The sequence below is a fragment of the Coleofasciculus sp. genome, from assembly GCF_046565525.1.
GTDB lineage: Bacteria > Cyanobacteriota > Cyanobacteriia > Cyanobacteriales > Coleofasciculaceae > Coleofasciculus.
In genome coordinates, this window is sequence record NZ_JBKHUP010000046.1 from 43,017 (window position 1) to 61,053 (window position 18,037).

An 18,037-nucleotide genomic window follows, 5' to 3' on the forward strand; every position below is an offset into this window, starting at 1 on the left:
GGTGGGCAATGCCCACCCTACAGTGTATCAAGGGTGGAGGCGAGCCAAAAATGCACGCTTTTCAGTGCCATTCGACTTAATAACCTACCCGCTAATTCTATTTCTTTATCCCGGCAGTCTCTGAGTAAAACCTGATTTTAGCATGACACCCATAGATCAAATTATTCGGCAAGAGATTAATCCCTTTGACCCAGTAACCTTTCAGACGGGTAACTTTTGGCAGGAACGGCAAGATCAAGCGATCACTGTTGATTCAATTCATCAAAGTGTGATTACTCAGATAGAAGGGGTTCTGGATCAAGTTACCCAAGACCATTATCCGCGCACTTTATTATTGGCGGGAGATTCTGGTTCGGGTAAGAGTTATCTTTTAGCACGGCTGAAACGCACGCTTAACCCTAAAGCCTTTTTCGCTTATATTGAACCGTGGCCCGATAGCGATTATATCTGGCGTCATATTCTGCGGCAAACGGTCGATAGTTTGATGCATGTCCCAGAAGGTCAAGAAGACTCTCAGTTGCTGCTATGGATCAAGAGTTTACCTGCTTTAAAAAACAGTAGCTTAATGAAACAGCTACTGGGTGAGCAGAAGAAATTTATTAGTGATCTGACAGCAAGCTATCCTACAGGACTCTATAATCCTAAAGAGTTTTTCAAAGTCCTCTATCACCTGACTAATCCCGAATTACAGCCTCTTGCCTGTTATTGGTTGCGCGGAGATGAATTAGATGAAGACGATCTCAAAGAATTGGGAGTTAGACGTTTAATCGATACTGAAGATGCGGCTCAGAAGGTATTAGCTAACTTTGGTCGAATTTCAGCAAGCAGCCAGCCGATTGTCCTGTGTTTTGACCAATTGGATAACATCCCGCGCTTTCCTGACGGTTCACTGGACTTACAAGCTTTATTTAATGTAAATTCCAGTATTCACACGCGCTATCCGCAAAATTTATTGGTGATTATTAGCATCATTAATAGTACTTGGCACAATAATAAAGATCATATCCAACCGGCTGATATAACTGAAGGTCGAGTCAATGGAGCGCTTTCTCTCAAACCGATTACATTGGAACAAGCCGAAGCACTTTGGGCAACTCGACTTTATCCCTTACACCAGCAAGCTGAGCCTCAGCCTAACTCGCCGATTTATCCTTTAACTCGGCAAGCTTTAGAAGACAAATTTCCCCGTGGCAAAACCAATCCTCGCTATGCTTTGAGATTAGGGCGTCAGCTATTTCAAGAGTACAAAGCTCGTTTAGTTAAAGGCGAAGTTCCAGTAACGCCTAAGCTGAAACAAGAGACTCCTCCAACTGATCCGTTGGCTGCATTTGATTTAGTCTGGCGCAAGGAATTCAAAAAAACGCAGCAAAAAATTGATAGAATCCCTAAACTTGGCTCACCGGAACTGATTCAAATGTTGCAAGAAATTCTGGCTGCATTACAAGTAGAAGGCATTGATCCTGGACTTTTGCAGAAAACTAAATATTCGATTTATTCGTTTAGCTATCAATTATCAGAACAGACAGAACGAATTGGCATTCTTTGGAGTGAAGAGGCTAACCTGAGAAGCTTTTCTTATCTCATGAAAGCTTGTGAAAAAGCGCTGAAGCAAAAGTTATGTGATAGTCTAATCCTAATTCGGGCTGCCCAATTGGGTCAATCGAATAATGCTGGTTACAGACTGTTTAAGCGTATCTTTACAGGTTCGCCCCATCGTCACATTACCCCCCATTTAAACTCAGTACATTACCTGGCAACGTATCACAGTTTAGTGAATGCGGCTCTGGGTGGGGATTTAGTTGTAGGCGATTTAACTCCGAATTTAAAGGAGTTGGAAGCATTTATCCGTGAATCTCAAATTTTGCATAACTGTACTTTATTACAAGAGTTGGGAATTGTTCCGGCTGATACGGGAAATGGAGAAGCAGAGGATAAGGATGATGAGCTAGAAAAAGTACGGCAAGACGCCAAAGATTATTTAGTAACACTTGTGCGAAATGATGGCATGATGTTAGGGCGAAAAACTTTACTGGAAAACGCCAACCGAGAATACTCTCAGCTTAATGAATCTCAGTTAAACCCCTTAATTGATGAACTGTGCCAAGAAAATAAACTTCAAATTCCTAATCTAAACGAAAAACTAGAAAAACAAGTCGTTTGTCTAGTGATGTCACCTCAGTAATTAGTTAAAAATGACAAATTCATTAACTGCTACAGATATTCGGGTTGCTGTTGAATGCCCTCGCCTATTTTATTTGTCAAAAAAACTGGGCGGCAAAACCGTGTTTCTTCCTCCAGAGAGTTCATTGGGGATTGGCAGTACCTTTCATAAACTGGCAAATCAGTTTGTCAAACTTGCTTGTCAAAAAAGTCAGTTCAAACAACTGTTTGAACCCGACGCAGAACAACTGAAAAAAGATGCGATCGCGACTCAGATGGAACAGTTGTTTTATCAACTCGCTTTTTATCCTTATTTCCAAGAAATTACCCAAAATGATCCCGGAAAAGCACAGCCCTTATTTCAAGTGTGGCAGGGATTACGGGGATTAATTCAGCGTTGGGCAGAACTCCTAATTAAAAATCGTCACTATCACAGTGCAGCCGAGGTTATTGGTAAAACCTTTATTGATCCTGATCCGAAACTCATTCAACACCAATTTACCTTACCTGATGGGACAAAACAACTCGTTAAAGGTCAATTTGATAACTTAATTGTCGATAGCGAACGTCAGCGTCTTTGTGTTGTTGAATATAAAACTTATGAACCTGTTGATCCATCAGCCCAGTTAGCCCAAGTTGCTGTTTATAGTTATCTACTCTGGGAAAAGACAAAGCTACCTGTTGACTCAGCTATTTATTGTGTTTTACCCGAATTTAAAGATTATTACTATTCCTGGGAACAGCTTGAAAATACCGTGCATCAGCTTATTCCGCCTAAATTACAGCAGATGCAAGAATGGTTAACCTGGGAACCTGGACAACCTTATCCACCGCCGCCAACCTCCCAGCCTCACCTGTGCCAAATTTGCCCCCAGCAGGAAAAATGTCAAACCTTTTTTGATGATGCTGAATCGAATCATTATCTAACCAAACCCGCTGAGATTAGAGCCGTTATCCAACAATTGACTACGGCTAAAACTCTCTGGCTTGATACAGAAGTGGCTGATTGGAATACTCCCAATCCTCGATTATCTTTGATTCAGGTGTTAGCCAATCCTACGGATAGAATCGGAAAATATGCTTACATTTTCGATGTTTTGGAACAGCCGGATGTGGTGAATGATTTTATTGACCAAATCATGGTAAATCCCAGCATTGAAAAAGTCTTTCACAACGCCAGCTTTGATCTAAAGTTTTTGGGTAAAAAACAGGCTGAAAATGTCAGTTGTACCTATAAGATGGTGAAAAAGCTGACGAGACGAAATCGTGCTAATCCGCTGGAAGTCTCCAACAAGAAGCTGAAAACCCTAGCGGTAGAACTTTGCCAATTCTCGAATGTGGATACAGAGGAACAGCAAAGCGACTGGGGACAACGCCCCCTGACGGAAAAGCAGATAAACTATGCTAAGATGGACACGGTTTATCTGGCTCATGTTCATCGCCATTTATTAGAATTCACTGAAGCAACGCCCACTCAAACGTCTCAAACTATCCCCTCTCAGCCTACCCCTGAGACGGTGGAAACTCCCCAGCCCGAACCAGAAACGACTCCTGATGCTGATGCGATCGCGCAACAGTTAGTCGAGACGCTACAATCCTTTAAGATAGACGTTACCTGCGTGGGAACCGCCGTTGGTCCAGCTTTTATTCGGGTGAAACTGAAACCGAGTCTGGGGGTAAAGGTTAGTGCTTTGCTGAAATTATCCGCCGATTTACAGGTACAACTAGGGATTACCAATCCCCCCCTAATTGCGCCCCAACCAGGATATGTTAGCGTCGATTTACCTCGTCGAGATCGGCAAGTGGCGCGGCTTGAGGATTATATCACATCCCGGACGTCATCAGTCCATGCTCCCGTAAAAATTGCCATTGGTGTGGATTTAGATGGGACACTGGTAGAAGCCGACTTATCCGATGCGAATACCTGTCACTTTCTCGTCGGGGGGACAACCGGAAGCGGGAAGAGTGAATTTTTGCGATCGCTGCTGCTATCCTTACTCTATCGCCATTCGCCCCAACAGCTTAAAATCGCCCTGGTTGATCCTAAGCGTGTCACCTTTCCCGAATTCGCGCAAATCCCCTGGTTGTACGCTCCTATCGTCAAGGATAGCGAAGATGCGATCGCGTTGATGGAAAGTTTAGTCACAGAAATGGAACGGCGTTATCAGCGATTTGAGCAAGCCGGATGTTCTCACCTCGATGCTTATAATCAACAGAATAACTCACCCTTACCCCGTCTTGTCTGCATCTTTGACGAATATGCTGACTTTATGACCGAAAGAGATATCCGTAATGCTTTAGAATTGAGTATCAAACGGTTAGGTTCAATGGCGAGAGCGGCGGGTATCCATTTAATTATTGCTACTCAACGCCCAGAAGCGAGAGTGGTTACTCCGATTATCCGTTCAAATTTGCCGGGGCGAGTGGCGTTGCGGACAGCTAGTGAAGCGGATTCTGAGATTATTTTAGGCGGGAGACAATCGGAAGCGGCTTATCTTTTGGGGAAAGGAGATTTACTTTATCAAGTTGGGGCAAAGTTGCAGCGGTTACAGAGTTTATTTGCTAAAACGATTGAATTGTGAAGGGGGAAGGATATTTTTTAACGCAGAGGTACGCAGAGGTTTTAACGCAGAGGTACGCAGAGGGAGTGCGAGAGTTTTGTATCTAAAATTGAGTTTATCTACCTTAACTGCTCTAACTGGGATATCCAAGCATCAAAATGAGGACATTTCTGTCGGATGGCTGGTAAACCAATTTTTTTAGCTATTAAAGGAGCCACAGAGACTTTTGTATCTTCATAACCAGGAATAAATTTGTTAATGCGTTTAGAAGGAGCTGTAGTTGAGCCATCATTAATGAGTTCTGGAGACGTAAAGTTTTCACAATCCGCTAATAGTTTTTTTATGTTTACTTGATACTCAGGAAATCTCTCAGTTAATTTGTTGGGATCAGATAAAATTAAAGCTTCAAATTCATGCAATTGAATGTAAGGAATAAAACGAGGGTCATTAATTTCATTTCCCAAAGCTGCTTCTAGTTGTTCAACTTTTTGATAAGGATCAGACTTATTTTGAGATTCATCAAACTTAGGAAAATCATTCGGTAAAGCATATAAATCTAACATTGTTGTAAATCTTGCTTCCTGACTCCTATCTTGCTTGAGCCAGAGCATAATATCTTTTTTGATTTTTCCATAACTGACGGCTCCACCTCGATAAACCTTCTTTTTCGTTCGTTTAGTTGTCACGCAATGCACATCAGTTGAAATATTCAAATATCCTAAATGTTCCCTTAAAACAGACTTAATAAATTCCTCTTCTGTTTGTCCCTCCCCAATAATATGTAAACGAATCATCGGCTCGGTCTTCCTCCCATAATATTTTTATTCCATAGCTCAGACAATGAATACTCTTCTAGCCAATCTTCAAGTGTTTCTGTTTCTTGTCTATAAAAATAAGATTGGCGATTTTTGCGTTCGACAACAATAATATCTTCGGGTTCAAAACAATCAATTAACAGGGTTGATTGAGTGGCTAAGATAACTTGACTCTGAATAGAAACACTATTAATTAAACCACCGATGATATTAATCGCATAAGGATGTAACCCTAACTCAGGTTCATCTAAAATCAGAACATCCGGTAAATCAGTTTTTGGTTGTAATAAAAGGGCAACTAATGCCATTGTTCTCAATGTACCATCTGAGGCTTGATCAGCACTAAACGTTAAATCTGTCCCCCTTTCCCTCCATTGTAAAATAACGGCGTTATTGACGGGTTCTAAAACAAAATCGGCAAAAAATGGGGCAATTTGATTCAATGTATCGACGATTATTGTGTAGTAAATTGGTTCTGTTTCTTTGAGACGCAAGAGAAAGGGAGCTAAATTGGCTCCATCTTCTCGTAGATATCGGTTATCTTCTATATTCCATCGTTGTCTAATCCGAGCCGTTTCTGATGTGTTGTGAAACTGATAAACAGCACAACTTTGCATCAGTCTAAAAATGGTTCGAGCCGTGGGATTACCTGAATTGGCGATGTCAATTATTTGGGCTTCTCTGTGACCGGCATCCAATGAAATCCAATCTGCCAATCCATTAAATGTGTTACGGGAAAAGCGATATTTCTCTTCGGCAAAGATGAATGTATCTGAGGCAGCATGAAAAAGTCTAAAGAAGTAATCGTTCCGTCCAGTGTCTGTCTCAAAAAGAAGTTCTGACTCCATTTGTGGCGTGACGGATGCGCCATCAAACAACAAAGCATTGGCTCCTCCTGATTTGCCAACAAATAGTTGTAGTTGTCCAGGCGTTTGCATCATCCAACGTAACAGTTTAAAAAAAGAAATGAGGTTAGATTTTCCCGCACCATTCGCCCCAATTAAAATATTTATTGGCGCTAGTTGCAATTCCATGGCTTGAATAGATTTATACCCTTTAATTTTAATTTTTTTTAACATAATCTATCTCGGCATTAAATTAGACATTCGTTTAATGGTATTGGTATTTTATCCCCTAGTCCTTACCTGTATATCTTTTGGTGTAAGGGAGAGTTTCACTCTTATATTTTGCACGGACATGACTTGAGGTTTACTCATACCTATATGGCAGTGCAACAAAAGTTGAAATGATCACGGTCTAAAGTATAGCATTTCGTTTTGACCCAGATGCGACTAAACTCACCCCGATTAACGTCCCCCATCTCCACCGTATAAGGCAGATTAGAGTATGATAGAATCATCGTCAATACAACCATGAATGGGACAGGTTATTTCAATCGTCAATATGAAAGGCGGTGTGGGCAAAACAACACTCACCGTCAACTTGGGGACAAGCCTTGCTAAGGAACATGGGATGCGAGTCTTAATCGTGGATCTCGATACCCAGATTAATGCTACTCTTAGCCTGATCCCTCCCGTGCAATTTACGCAGCGCCGCAAAGAAAAGCGCACGCTACAACAATTAGTTAATCAAGCCTTTCAATCTCATTCGTTGTCATCCTCCGCCATTGAGGATGTGATTATCCCCAACATTTGTCAGGTGAATGGATTGAACTTGATCCCCGGTAATATCGAACTGTACAACGATTTCTTATTAGCCACCCAGATTTATGTACAAACCCATAGTAATCAGCAAGAATTTGAAAAAAGCTGGAATCATCTGGAAGATGGGTTAGTTAAACGGATTATTCAACCTGTGATTAAGAATTATGATTGGATTCTGCTGGATTTTCCGCCAGGAGATAATTTACTGACACGCAGTGGTATGATTGCCAGTGACTTTTATCTGATTCCCGCTAAGCCTGAACCCCTATCGGTTGTGGGAATGGGTATTTTGGAGGGTCGCATCAGAAAACTAAAGCAGAGCGATCGCGCTACACTCAATCTACTGGGTATTGTCTTTTCCTCCCTGGGTCATGCGACGACGATGGCGGCAAAAGTCAAGAAGCGAGTCCGTTCTGATTTTGGTGATGATAAAGTCTTTATCACCGAAATCCCCACCAATGTAGCCATTGCCAAAGCCGTTGATGAGTTTCAACCCGTTGTTCTTACTGAACCCGCTTCCACGGGTGCTAAAGCATTCACCGAGTTAACCAAAGAATTTCTCCACCGGATTGCCTAGTGTAAAGATGGGGAAATGGGGGAGATGGGGAAGACAAGATAGATTACTATAATAGACTATTGCCAAAAGCTAGGTAAAGTCCAGACGCAATACAGCGTTTATCATCTAGGTTGGCTGATACCTAACCGGGTAACGTTTCTCCAAGAGGATTTTATACATGGGATTTGTCATTGCCACAGTTAATATGAAAGGCGGCGTCGGAAAGACAACACTAACCGTCAACTTGGCAACGTGCTTGGCGAAACATCACCAAAAACGGGTTTTAGTGGTCGATTTAGATACCCAAATCAGCGCCACACTCAGCTTAATTGCCCCTCAAGATTTTGCTAAAGCCAGAAAAGGTAGACGCACGTTAAATCAGTTAATTGATAAGGCAATTCGCCCCCATCGTCACGGGAAATTGGTGATTCAGGATGTTATTCAATCTTACGTTTGCTCGTTAAAAGGACTAGACTTATTACCGGGAGATATCGATCTGTATGATGAGTATTTAGTCTCCGAAATGTTGCATCAAGAAGCCAGCCGCGAAGAAACGCCCAATTTTAGTCAGGTGTGGAATCGGTTTGAGAAGCTATTGATTAAAAGTATTTTGGAACCGATTATTGATAACTATGACTTTATTATTTTAGATTGCGCTCCTGGCTATAATCTTTTGACCCGTAGCGGTATTGTTGCCAGTGATTTTTATTTACTCCCGGCTCGTCCTGAACCTTTATCGGTTGTGGGAATTCAACTTTTGGAACGGCGGATTGCCAAATTGAAAGAGAGTCATAAATCGGGCAGTTCTCTCGACCTAAACTTATTAGGCATTGTCTTTATTTTATCAGGAGGATTGCTGGGTCGATATTATAAGCAGGTGATGAATCGGGTAACGGAAGATTTTACACCGACGCAACTGTTTAAGAATCGCATTCCGATGGATGTTAATGTGGCTAAAGCCGTCGATAGTTTTATGCCTGCTGTTCTGGCTTCTCCCAGTTCTGCGGGGGCAAAAGCGTTTATACGGTTAACCGAGGAATTTGTCCAAAAAATAGCTGCGTATAAGAACGAATCTGAGAATAACTCTAAGAAAATGAATTTGGCAAACTTGGAGTGATTTGTTATTGGTTATTGACCTAAAATGCCTGAATCCATTCTTTCACGTCGTACTCTGTCCAAATCCCATTTTGCCAATAGGGATCAGCTTCAATCAATTGGCGCACTGTGGCTTCATCTTCCGCTTCATAAATGCCAAACACTTTGGTCAAATCTTTGGTTGGACCAATCGTAATTAATACGCCAGATTCTTTTTGCTGAGTTAAACCATCCAGATGGGCTTGGCGATGAGGAGCGCGTTTTTCTAATACGTCCTCACAGTAGCTTCCCCAGATTACGTATTTAGGCATGACAAATCAACTGTGAACAAAGGACATAAGACGAATGACAAATGACACTTAACTTCTCAGGCTAACGCCAAATTTTTCCAACAAGGCGTCTCGAACTTTCTGGTGGGCTGATTCCACTTCTTTGTCCGTCAGCGTGCGATCGCCTGCTCGATAGATCAGCCGGAAAGCCAGACTCCGCTGTCCTTGTGGCACTCGTTCCCCGCGATATTCATCGAATAATTGCACCGATTCCAATAAGGTTCCGGCGGCTTTTTGGGTGGTGCGTTGAATGTCAGCGACTGAGACGGTATCGGGGACAAAGAAGGCAATATCTCGATCTGCTGCTGGAAATGTGGAGTAGAGGGAAAATCTGGGCGTCAAGTTTTCATCTTGGGCAAGAGCATTTAACATAACATTCAGATCCAACTCAAACCCATAAACTTCATCAGGTAAGCTCAATTGAGCTCTAAGCTGGGGATGCAGTTGTCCGAATCTGCCCAAGCGATCGCCTTGTATCCATAAGGAAGCTGTGCGCCCTGGATGCAGGCGCGAATCCTGGCGATCGGGTTGATATTCCACGGTTAAACCTAAACGCTCAAAGACGCTTTCGACAATCCCCTTTGCCTCATACCAACTCATCGGCGCCTCTTGTCCGCCTTTCGTCCATTTCCCCTGACTGGGATCGCCGCCCAAAATTCCCGCCACGCGATCGGTTTCGGCAAATCCGTCTTCGTCGCGCCAGAAGACTCGCCCGATTTCAAACCCATTTAATACTCCATTCCCTTGTTCGATATTGTACTGGGCTACTTCTATCAATCCCGATAGCAAGTTAGTCCGCAGGGCGGAATATTCGACAAATAGGGGATTCGAGAGGCAAATTTGCTCCTCTTTTTCTTCCGGTTTCACTAGGGAATATTGCAGCAATTCCGTTAATCCAGCCGCGCGGAAGGTTTCCCGAATCTTGCGGGTTAAAACCTGGTCAATCGATAGATAACCGGGTTCAGTTTTGGGGGGTAAATCTTCACAAAACTGATCATAGCCGTAGAGACGGGCAATTTCTTCAATCAGGTCAATTTCCCGTTCTAAGTCTCGGTAGCGATAGGGGGGAACCGTGACGCTCCATTTCACCGCTTCGTCGGATTCCATCGGCTGAAGTTGACATCCCAACGCCGTGAGAATGCGTTCAACGTCATCGGGCTGAATGTCACCAATCTCATCACCCAAATCCACCGGACCTAATACCTGATTCACACGCTCTAGGCGTAATTCAATCGAGCGCACCCAACTCTCTGGATCAGGGCGGGTATCGGCACTTTCTTGCACAATCGGCTTACCCTGGGCGAGTTCCTGAATTAACGCGATCGCTCGTTTAGCTGCGATACCCAATTCTGCTTGATTGACACCCCTTTCATAACGGGTGGATGCCTCAGTGCGTAAGCCTTGAGAGCGGGCTGAACGACGAATGGCGACGGGTTCAAAGAGGGCGGCTTCTAGAACCAGATTCTCTGTGCCATCATGGACTTCAGTTTCCTCTCCACCCATCACTCCTCCTAGCGCCACGGGGCGATCATTGGCTGTAATTAACAGAGTTTGGGATTGAAGGGTGCGAGATTGACCATCTAGAGTGGTTAAAGATTCGTCTTTATGAGCGAAGCGAACGCCGATGGTTAAGGATTTGCCGCCTGCTACTTGTTGTAAGCGATCGCGATCAAAGGCGTGAAGAGGCTGACCCCATTCCAACAGGATATAGTTGGTAATATCCACAACATTATTAATCGGTCGCACGCCTGCGGCTTGTAAACGCTGTTTTAACCACGTCGGCGACGGTTGAATTTTCACCCCTTCAATAACCGTACCGATGTAAGCGGGACAGGCTTTAGGGTCAGCAATTTTCAACGTCAACCCACCGGTTCCTTGAGGAATTGTCAGCTTTGGCGTTGCTGGCAGGTTCAAGGATGCCCCTGTCAGGGCGGCAACTTCGCGGGCAACCCCAACCATACTCAAAGCATCAGCCCGATTCGCCGTTGCCGTCAAATCCAGGATCACATCCGTGAGTCCGAGGAGGGGACGAGCATCACTCCCCACAGGTAAAGTCTGTGCCTCAAAGATGTGAATTCCTTCCGACTCTTTTTCTAAGCCAACTTCTGCCAAGGAACAAATCATGCCCTCGGAACGTACCCCCCGCAGTTTTGAGGAGCGAATTTTCACATCAACCGTTGGCAGGTAAGTGCCTACCGTTGCTACCGGGACATAAGCCTGTGCGCGAACATTAGCCGCGCCACAGACGATGGTGACAGGACCATTGGCGTCTCCAATATCGACTTGAGTAACTCTGAGCTTATCGGCATTGGGGTGGGGCTGCACATCCAGAACCTTCCCCACAACTACGCCATCGGCTAACTGTCGCTGATCCTCAATATCCTCAACCTCAAATCCAGCATTAGTGAGAATTTCCGCAATTTCTTGGGGAGCTAGGGTCACATCCACCAGTTCCCGCAGCCAATTTAAAGAGATACGCATTAATTTCTTGCTTGTACCGACCTCAGCTTATATGCAGTTCCGTTACTGTTATCTAACTATACCCGATTTGTTATTCGTCATTTGTCATACTCGCTTCCCTTGAGAAGCAAGCTACGTCTTATGTCATTTGTTGAAGGTGACTTACACTCTAATCGGGGCGGGTTTAGTGATATCACGGTGACAACCTTCCCGTTAATGGTAAAACCCGCCCCTACAGGCTCTCCCTCTGCTTCCCCCGCTCCCCCTGCTCCCCCTGCTCCCCCTGCTCCCCCTGCTCCCCCTGCTCCCCCTGCTCCCCCTGCTCCCTCTGCTCCCTCTGCTTGCCACACTTTACCGATTCTTCACAAGCACAGGAGAATCTTTATCAATACTTTACCCAAAAACGACTCAAATCAATGCGTTATTGCGGCATCTGTGTCTAAACGGTAGGGAAAATTAAGATATCCTGTAGATAGACAAGATTGCTTGCCAAGGCTTACCAAAGCGAGGTTGCATTCGGCGGTGCGTTTCCCACTAATGTCCACTATAGATCTTATAGATAAGCCGGGTGCTTCGATCACAATTGAGAAAGCTTTCGTCCTAACCCGGACAAACGCCCTATTGGTGATGCTGAATGAGCTACTGCCTAAATCCTGACTGTCCTCAGCCCAAAAATCCGCCGCACGCCACTACCTGTCAGGCGTGTGGTCATTCTATTATGTTGCGAAATCGCTATCGTGTGCTAAAAGCCCTCGGTCAAGGCGGATTTGGCGCTACGTTTTTAGCCAGAGATGAGTCTCTTCCTGGCAATCCCAGTTGCGTCATTAAACAACTTCGTCCCGCAACCACTACATCGCAGGTTCTGGAAATGGCTCAGAAGCTATTTGAGCGAGAAGCCAGAACCCTGGGTAAGATTGGCAATCATCCTCAAGTTCCCCGACTGTTGGATTATTTTCAAGACAATCACCAGTTTTATTTGGTACAGGAGTATATTAGTGGACTCACGTTACAGCAGGAAATTAAACAATGGGGTCCACTCTCAGAAGCTGGGGCTAAGCAATTTTTGAGTGAAGTTCTCCCCCTGATTAAATATATCCACAGCCAAGAGGTGATCCACCGGGATATCAAACCGGCTAATTTAATTCGACGAGAGCAAGACCGGAAACTAGTCTTGATTGACTTTGGCGCGGTTAAAGATGAAGTCAACCAAGCCGCCGTTGCCAATACTTCTGATCAAACCGCCTTGACAAATTTTGCTATTGGTACTCCCGGTTTTGCTCCGCCGGAACAAATGGCATTGCGACCCGTTTATGCCAGTGACATTTATGCCCTAGGCGTGACTAGTGTGTATTTGCTCACCGGGAAATCACCAAAAGATTTAGATTACAATCCCTCAACCGGTGAAATGGTCTGGCGCAAATATGTCCAAGTCAGCGATCATTTTGCTAATGTTTTGAAAAAAATGCTGGAGGCTTCTGTTCGCCATCGTTATCAAACAGCAGAAGAGATTCTCAGAGCCCTAGATTTAGAACCTTATTTTGATAGTTTGGCTCAAGGCTTGGCAACGCCGACCTCTGGGCTATCGAATCCAAATGGCAATTCCCTTGAATCTAAAGAGGTAGACTCGCCCAGTTCTCCTTCATCGGCAACCCAGAAGTTAGCGGCGGCGATTCGCAAGCGCCGTGAACGACGAGAACGCAGCCGTCCGGGTTCTCCCCACACCATTGGTAATGGCAATCCCCACAGTAACTTTATATCTGAGTCAGTGACAGCCATTCATAAGGGGGATATCCCATCGAGCCAAAGTTTTGCCGCCAGTAAACCCAAAAAGCTTGATGCTAATGGTGTTTTAACGGCATATATGAAAGGTCGGAGAGATTTTGCTGCTCATGATTTAACTGGGTTAGATTTGCAAAAATCGGATTTGTCAGGCGGAATTTTTTACCAGTCAAAGTTAACTCGGATTAATTTACAAGGCGCTGATTTATCCAGTGCTGATTTTGGTCAGGCAAGTTTAAATCGAGCGAATTTGCGAGATGCCAATTTAGGACGGGCTTATTTGAGCAATTCGGATTTAGAGGGGGCAGATTTACGCGGGGCAGATTTAAGTTTTGCTTATCTGAATCATGCCAATCTTAAGGGGGCGAATCTCTGTGGTGCGAATCTTGCCAATGCCAAAATTACGGAGGAACAGTTAGCCTTAGCTAAAACTAATTGGGCAACAATTATGCCGAATGGCAAGCGAGGTCTTTGGTCTTGACAACTCCCATCGCGCTCAAGCGAGGGATTCTTCTTTCGTTGTTCAACGCCTTACGCCTCTACAAGCTCCCCCCGCTCGCCATAGTTCAACGCCTTACGCCTCTACAAGCTCCCCCCGCTTCCCCATACTCCTTGTCTGGAAAAAAGTAGTGACAATCCCCTGGGGATCTGATAACAAATATTGGTGGCGGTGATAGGTAAAACTGGGCGATGTGAGACATCCTTGTGGAGAATGCTCACAACTCCCATAATCAAAACCTTCCTCCCCTGTTTCTGATATCCCCTACCTATCTTCTGATTAGGGTGGGGAGTTAGGACTGTTCTTTTCAAGTGTTGCTGGCTTAACAGGTAGTATCTTGGTGGATAATCGTTATTTTATTTATGAAGTCGTCGGTTTGCGTCAGAGTGCAGCCACCGACACCCTCAGCTACCCGATTCGTCGGAGTAGTTCTGCATTTATCAGAGTTCCGTACAGCCGCATGAACCAAACGATGCGGCGAATTTCTCAATTAGGGGGCAAGATTGTCAGCATACAAGCCCTAACTCCTGACACAGAGCAAGAGAGTTCCTTCGCTTGGTGGGTAGAAATTGTCACCGCAGAACCTGCGGTCACTTACTACTTTGGACCTTATGATAGCCCTGAAGAATCCGCGTCTTATGAAGCAGGTTACATTGAGGATCTAGAACTTGAGGGCGCTCAAGGGATCGCCGTGACGATTAAATGGTGCAAGCCCGAAAATTTAACAATTTTTTAAGCTTTCTGGGTTAGATCCCGTCAATTTTCACCAGAATCACGGTGATATTGTCCCGTCCGCCTTTTTCTTTGGCGGCGGTAATTAGGTTAGCCGCGATCTCTTCGCCATCCCCATTGGACTGGAGATGGGACGCGATCGCGGTGTCAGAGAGTTCCTCAGTCAGCCCGTCGGTACAAAGGAGCAGCCAATCTCCTGAGTGAATCTCCATAGACTCTACATCAACGGACTGTAAGTCCTTGCGACCTAGACACTGAGACAAAACATGACGCCAGGGATGCATTCGCGCCTGTTCTGGAGTCAGATCCCCAGCTTTCATGGCGCGTGCTACCCAGGTATGGTCGTCAGTCATTTGCTCGAGTTTTAATTGTCGCCATCGATAGAGGCGAGAATCACCAACATGAGCCAGCCAAGGCTGACCTTTACGGAACATGACGACGACAGCCGTCGTGCCCATATCTGCCCGTTCGGGATGCTTTTTTTGATCCTCTAAGATTGCCTGATTGGCGTCGTAGAGGGCTTGTTCCAGTAACGCTTCCGAAGGGACTGAATCTAGCCATTGCTGCTCTAAACGAGCCTGAATGACCTCAGTAGCCAGTTGGCTGGCTTCTTGTCCCCCGGCATGACCGCCCATGCCGTCGGCGACAATGAAAAAGCGTCCCTTCGGATCGATGTAGTAATAGTCCTGGTTTACGGTACGAATTAAGCCCGGATCAGTGAGACCCGTGAAGCAACATTTCATAAAGTTTGTGCTGGCGTCAAGAACCTTATGGGATTTATAACATGCGATCGAACCGGTCGAGCCTTCGGAGTAAACGAATTAGGGCAAAAGCGATCGCGGCGGCGACTAACGCCACAACTAATGCCAGCCCGGCTTGACCATTAACAAATAAGATCGTAGCTGACAATGTGAATGCACTGAGTAGTAACGCATAGTTTGTTCCTATCTGAATGCTACTCATGCGGCGTAAGATCCGATCAGATTCAATAGAACGAACCCGTAGGCGTATATCTCCCCGTTCTAATTTTTCAATCGTATCCTCAATCCGCCGAGGTAATCCCAACGCCGTACTACTCACTTGAGCCGCTTGGCGTCCCAATTCATTTAAGAAGCTATTGCCCTCAGGGCTATTACCGTTAGTCATGATTTGCAGAGCAAAAGGTTTTGCCACTTCCATAAAGTTAAATTCTGGGTCTAAGCCCTTGCCCACTCCTTCCAAGGTGGAGAAGGCTCGCATCACAAACGTGAAGGTTGCCGGAAAGCGAAAGGGTTGGCCGTAGGCAATTTCATAGAGATCGTCGCTAATTTCACTCACCGACTGTTGTTCAAAGGGCTTATCCATAAAGTGATCCAGCATATACTGAATCGAACGCCGCACTGGACCCATATCATCAACGGTCGACAGGGCACCCAACGCGACTAGAGACTCGACCACTCGAGTAGCATCTTTTTGGGCAACGCCAAAAAGCGTCTGCATCAACTCTTCCCGGACATTTGCCTTAATCCGCCCCATCATGCCGAAATCATAGAAGATCAGTGATCCTTCCGGACTAACCGCAATATTACCGGGATGGGGATCGGCATGAAAGAAACCGTCATTGAGCAACTGCTGAAGATAAGCTCTTGCCCCAAGTTGAGCCAGAAGTTTCCGATCCAATCCTGCGGCTTCTAATGCCTCGTAGTGACTAATCTTAATTCCTGGAGCATACTCTAGGGTTAAGACTCGATTTGAGGTATACCGCCAATAGACACGAGGAACTTTTACCCAATTATAGGTGCGGAAATTGCGGCGGAAGGTATCGGCATTGCGACCTTCACTAAGATAATCAATCTCTTCCCAGAGAATGCGACAGCATTCTTCATAAATGCCCATCCAGTCTCGACCTCGACCCCAATCGGGGTGATTTTGGAAGTAACGGGCAATCCCCTTGAGAATTTGTAGGTCTATCGTAAACAGTTTCTGCAAGCCCGGTCGTTGTACCTTGACCACGACCTCTTCTCCACTCTGGAGTTGAGCTTTGTGGACTTGTCCTAAACTGGCTGCTGCTAGAGGAATCGGATCAAAATTGCCAAAGAGTTCACTTACAGATTTCCCTAAATCTTTCTTGACAATTGCCTCAACTTGATCGTAGTTAAAAGCGGGGACGCGATCCTGTAGTTTAGACAATTCCTCTACATATTCACCAGGGAATAAGTCAGACCGGGTTGAGAATAGCTGTCCCACCTTGATGAAGGTCGGACCTAACTCTAAAAATGTATCTCGAATCCAGATTGCCTGTGTCTTACGACGAGCCGCCTGTTTTGCCTCGGTTATGCCCCCTGGATAGCTCCAAGGTTTGCCGTTGAGCCACAATTGGAAGAGTAGGGTTAAAACAAATGCCCAAATATCAATGAATCGCCGTTGTCGGGAATAGTTTTCCCGATTCCAACGATATGCCTTGTCTTGGTTTATCCCTCTTAGGGAACGTTGGCTAGACACCTGGCGTTCCTTATATTGCTTGAGGTTGACAGAGTTATCAGAAACAGCAGACACCTAGATTCCTGAATGATGGTCTCCTCTTAATCTTAATAAAAATTCAAAATCTTTGAAAGCTAAGAATACGCTAAGCGAACAGATGTTACCTGTGAACCAACGGCTGAAGGGAGCAGGGAACAGGTTACAGCCAACAGAATATATCACAGATTGCTATGGGATTAACATACTGACGCTAAGCGTGCAGCATGACTCTAAATACTAACCAGCTAAAATATCCTGGAACTCCTGTGCTCCTCAGTTTCCCGGCTTACATGGAGATGGTCAATTTGCTTGCTCAACCTGAAAACACCTACCTCCAGCATCTCTCAAATTAGGTCACTGATTTATTGCGGTAGAGCTGTAACTCAGTCCGCAAGCGAGCAATTTCAGCTCGCAACTCGTCAATAGTAGCTTGTAGATCAATGGATTGAGAGCCAGTCGATACGGTAGTACTTGAATACTGATCGCCCATGGCGATTTCCATCTCCTGTTGTGCCCTTTCCATGACTTGCTCAGTAAACTGTTGCAAATGCTCGCGCTGTTCAGCATCAAATTTGCCAAGTTCGCTCAGAGCATTGGTTAAGGCGTCTTCTACGCGATCGCCCATAGTTTGAGCTAGCGATCGTCCGACAAAAAAAGCATGAATGACTGGATTGCTCATGGGGAAGATGTTTTGGGTATCCGTAACAAATTATAACGTGATTATCAACAGTGACACAGAAGCCGCAGAGCAGGGGAAGTAGAGATCTAAGGCGTGGAACTATGGCAAGCAGGGGTGCGGGGGTTAGAAGCGGCCACTAAATATCTGGACACTTCTGGACATTTCTTCCTGATTGGGTAATAATACTCAGGTACTCTATATCAGTAACG

General features: G+C 45.1%; 14 protein-coding genes. 6 read left to right on the forward strand and 8 right to left on the reverse strand.

The genetic code is table 11. The features are described 5' to 3' along the window. The first annotated feature begins 142 nt into the window (after positions 1 to 142). Positions 143 to 2,182, forward strand: coding sequence for an AAA family ATPase (locus ACLGGO_RS17575; protein WP_446420276.1), 2,040 nt, complete (start codon positions 143 to 145; stop codon positions 2,180 to 2,182). Positions 2,183 to 2,192: 10 nt separating this feature from the next. After that, entirely contained in the window at positions 2,193 to 4,742 is a 2,550-nt protein-coding gene (locus tag ACLGGO_RS17580; protein ID WP_446420277.1) for a DNA translocase FtsK, read from the forward strand. Between the two features lie 98 nt (positions 4,743 to 4,840). Here ACLGGO_RS17580 and ACLGGO_RS17585 read toward each other — a convergent pair whose 3' ends face one another. Both ACLGGO_RS17585 and ACLGGO_RS17590 read right to left on the reverse strand, forming a co-directional pair. Beyond that, positions 4,841 to 5,515: a DUF4276 family protein gene (locus ACLGGO_RS17585; protein ID WP_446420278.1), complete on the reverse strand. Its 675-nt coding sequence runs from the start codon at positions 5,513 to 5,515 to the stop codon at positions 4,841 to 4,843. Next, positions 5,512 to 6,615: an AAA family ATPase gene (locus tag ACLGGO_RS17590; RefSeq protein WP_446420279.1), complete on the reverse strand. Its 1,104-nt coding sequence runs from the start codon at positions 6,613 to 6,615 to the stop codon at positions 5,512 to 5,514. The genes ACLGGO_RS17585 and ACLGGO_RS17590 overlap by 4 nt, the downstream gene beginning before the upstream one ends. A 298-nt stretch (positions 6,616 to 6,913) precedes the next feature. Here ACLGGO_RS17590 and ACLGGO_RS17595 point away from each other — a divergent pair, with 298 nt between their 5' ends. Then, a complete protein-coding gene (locus ACLGGO_RS17595; protein WP_446420280.1) occupies positions 6,914 to 7,777 on the forward strand; it encodes a ParA family protein in 864 nt (287 codons plus the stop codon). 157 nt (positions 7,778 to 7,934) lie between these two features. Continuing rightward, the gene (locus ACLGGO_RS17600; RefSeq protein ID WP_446336460.1) at positions 7,935 to 8,873 is read left to right on the forward strand and encodes a ParA family protein; all 939 of its coding nucleotides are present in this window, start codon (positions 7,935 to 7,937) and stop codon (positions 8,871 to 8,873) included. Between the two features lie 19 nt (positions 8,874 to 8,892). On the opposite strand, the gene ACLGGO_RS17605 is transcribed toward ACLGGO_RS17600, so the two are convergent. From ACLGGO_RS17605 to ACLGGO_RS17615, 3 genes are all read right to left on the reverse strand, one after another. Beyond that, positions 8,893 to 9,162: a YciI family protein gene (locus ACLGGO_RS17605; RefSeq protein ID WP_446336461.1), complete on the reverse strand. Its 270-nt coding sequence runs from the start codon at positions 9,160 to 9,162 to the stop codon at positions 8,893 to 8,895. Between the two features lie 48 nt (positions 9,163 to 9,210). Next, the gene (gene pheT / locus ACLGGO_RS17610; RefSeq protein ID WP_446420281.1) at positions 9,211 to 11,661 is read right to left on the reverse strand and encodes a phenylalanine--tRNA ligase subunit beta; all 2,451 of its coding nucleotides are present in this window, start codon (positions 11,659 to 11,661) and stop codon (positions 9,211 to 9,213) included. Between the two features lie 77 nt (positions 11,662 to 11,738). Continuing rightward, a complete protein-coding gene (locus ACLGGO_RS17615; RefSeq protein ID WP_446420282.1) occupies positions 11,739 to 11,990 on the reverse strand; it encodes a hypothetical protein in 252 nt (83 codons plus the stop codon). Between the two features lie 284 nt (positions 11,991 to 12,274). Here ACLGGO_RS17615 and ACLGGO_RS17620 point away from each other — a divergent pair, with 284 nt between their 5' ends. Together ACLGGO_RS17620 and ACLGGO_RS17625 are read left to right on the forward strand one after the other, a co-directional pair. After that, positions 12,275 to 13,900 (forward strand): protein kinase domain-containing protein, encoded by a 1,626-nt coding sequence (locus ACLGGO_RS17620; protein WP_446336463.1) that lies wholly within the window; start codon positions 12,275 to 12,277, stop codon positions 13,898 to 13,900. Positions 13,901 to 14,258: 358 nt separating this feature from the next. Then, positions 14,259 to 14,654 carry a DUF1816 domain-containing protein gene (locus ACLGGO_RS17625; protein WP_446420283.1) on the forward strand — a complete coding sequence of 132 codons (396 nt, stop codon included), beginning with the start codon at positions 14,259 to 14,261 and terminating at the stop codon, positions 14,652 to 14,654. A 10-nt stretch (positions 14,655 to 14,664) separates the two neighbouring features. On the opposite strand, the gene ACLGGO_RS17630 is transcribed toward ACLGGO_RS17625, so the two are convergent. From ACLGGO_RS17630 to ACLGGO_RS17640, 3 genes are all read right to left on the reverse strand, one after another. Next, positions 14,665 to 15,393, reverse strand: a complete 729-nt coding sequence (locus tag ACLGGO_RS17630) for a Stp1/IreP family PP2C-type Ser/Thr phosphatase (RefSeq protein ID WP_446420284.1) — start codon at positions 15,391 to 15,393, stop codon at positions 14,665 to 14,667. A gap of 34 nt (positions 15,394 to 15,427) precedes the next feature. Continuing rightward, complete coding sequence (locus tag ACLGGO_RS17635; protein ID WP_446336477.1) at positions 15,428 to 17,131, reverse strand: ABC1 kinase family protein; 1,704 nt, start codon at positions 17,129 to 17,131, stop codon at positions 15,428 to 15,430. Positions 17,132 to 17,498: 367 nt separating this feature from the next. After that, positions 17,499 to 17,828 carry a DUF6825 family protein gene (locus tag ACLGGO_RS17640; protein WP_446336465.1) on the reverse strand — a complete coding sequence of 110 codons (330 nt, stop codon included), beginning with the start codon at positions 17,826 to 17,828 and terminating at the stop codon, positions 17,499 to 17,501. Positions 17,829 to 18,037: the final 209 nt, after the last annotated feature.

Excerpts from the sequence above, each read along its gene's own strand:
- ACLGGO_RS17600 (WP_446336460.1), top strand. The coding sequence starts at position 7,935 with ATGGGATTTGTCATTGCCACAGTTAATATGAAAGGCGGCGTCGGAAAG.
- ACLGGO_RS17585 (WP_446420278.1), bottom strand. The coding sequence starts at position 5,515 with ATGATTCGTTTACATATTATTGGGGAGGGACAAACAGAAGAGGAATTT.
- ACLGGO_RS17580 (WP_446420277.1), top strand. The coding sequence starts at position 2,193 with ATGACAAATTCATTAACTGCTACAGATATTCGGGTTGCTGTTGAATGC.
- ACLGGO_RS17590 (WP_446420279.1), bottom strand. The coding sequence starts at position 6,615 with ATGTTAAAAAAAATTAAAATTAAAGGGTATAAATCTATTCAAGCCATG.
- ACLGGO_RS17640 (WP_446336465.1), bottom strand. The coding sequence starts at position 17,828 with ATGAGCAATCCAGTCATTCATGCTTTTTTTGTCGGACGATCGCTAGCT.
- ACLGGO_RS17605 (WP_446336461.1), bottom strand. The coding sequence starts at position 9,162 with ATGCCTAAATACGTAATCTGGGGAAGCTACTGTGAGGACGTATTAGAA.
- ACLGGO_RS17620 (WP_446336463.1), top strand. The coding sequence starts at position 12,275 with ATGAGCTACTGCCTAAATCCTGACTGTCCTCAGCCCAAAAATCCGCCG.
- ACLGGO_RS17595 (WP_446420280.1), top strand. The coding sequence starts at position 6,914 with ATGGGACAGGTTATTTCAATCGTCAATATGAAAGGCGGTGTGGGCAAA.
- pheT (WP_446420281.1), bottom strand. The coding sequence starts at position 11,661 with ATGCGTATCTCTTTAAATTGGCTGCGGGAACTGGTGGATGTGACCCTA.
- ACLGGO_RS17630 (WP_446420284.1), bottom strand. The coding sequence starts at position 15,393 with ATGAAATGTTGCTTCACGGGTCTCACTGATCCGGGCTTAATTCGTACC.
- ACLGGO_RS17575 (WP_446420276.1), top strand. The coding sequence starts at position 143 with ATGACACCCATAGATCAAATTATTCGGCAAGAGATTAATCCCTTTGAC.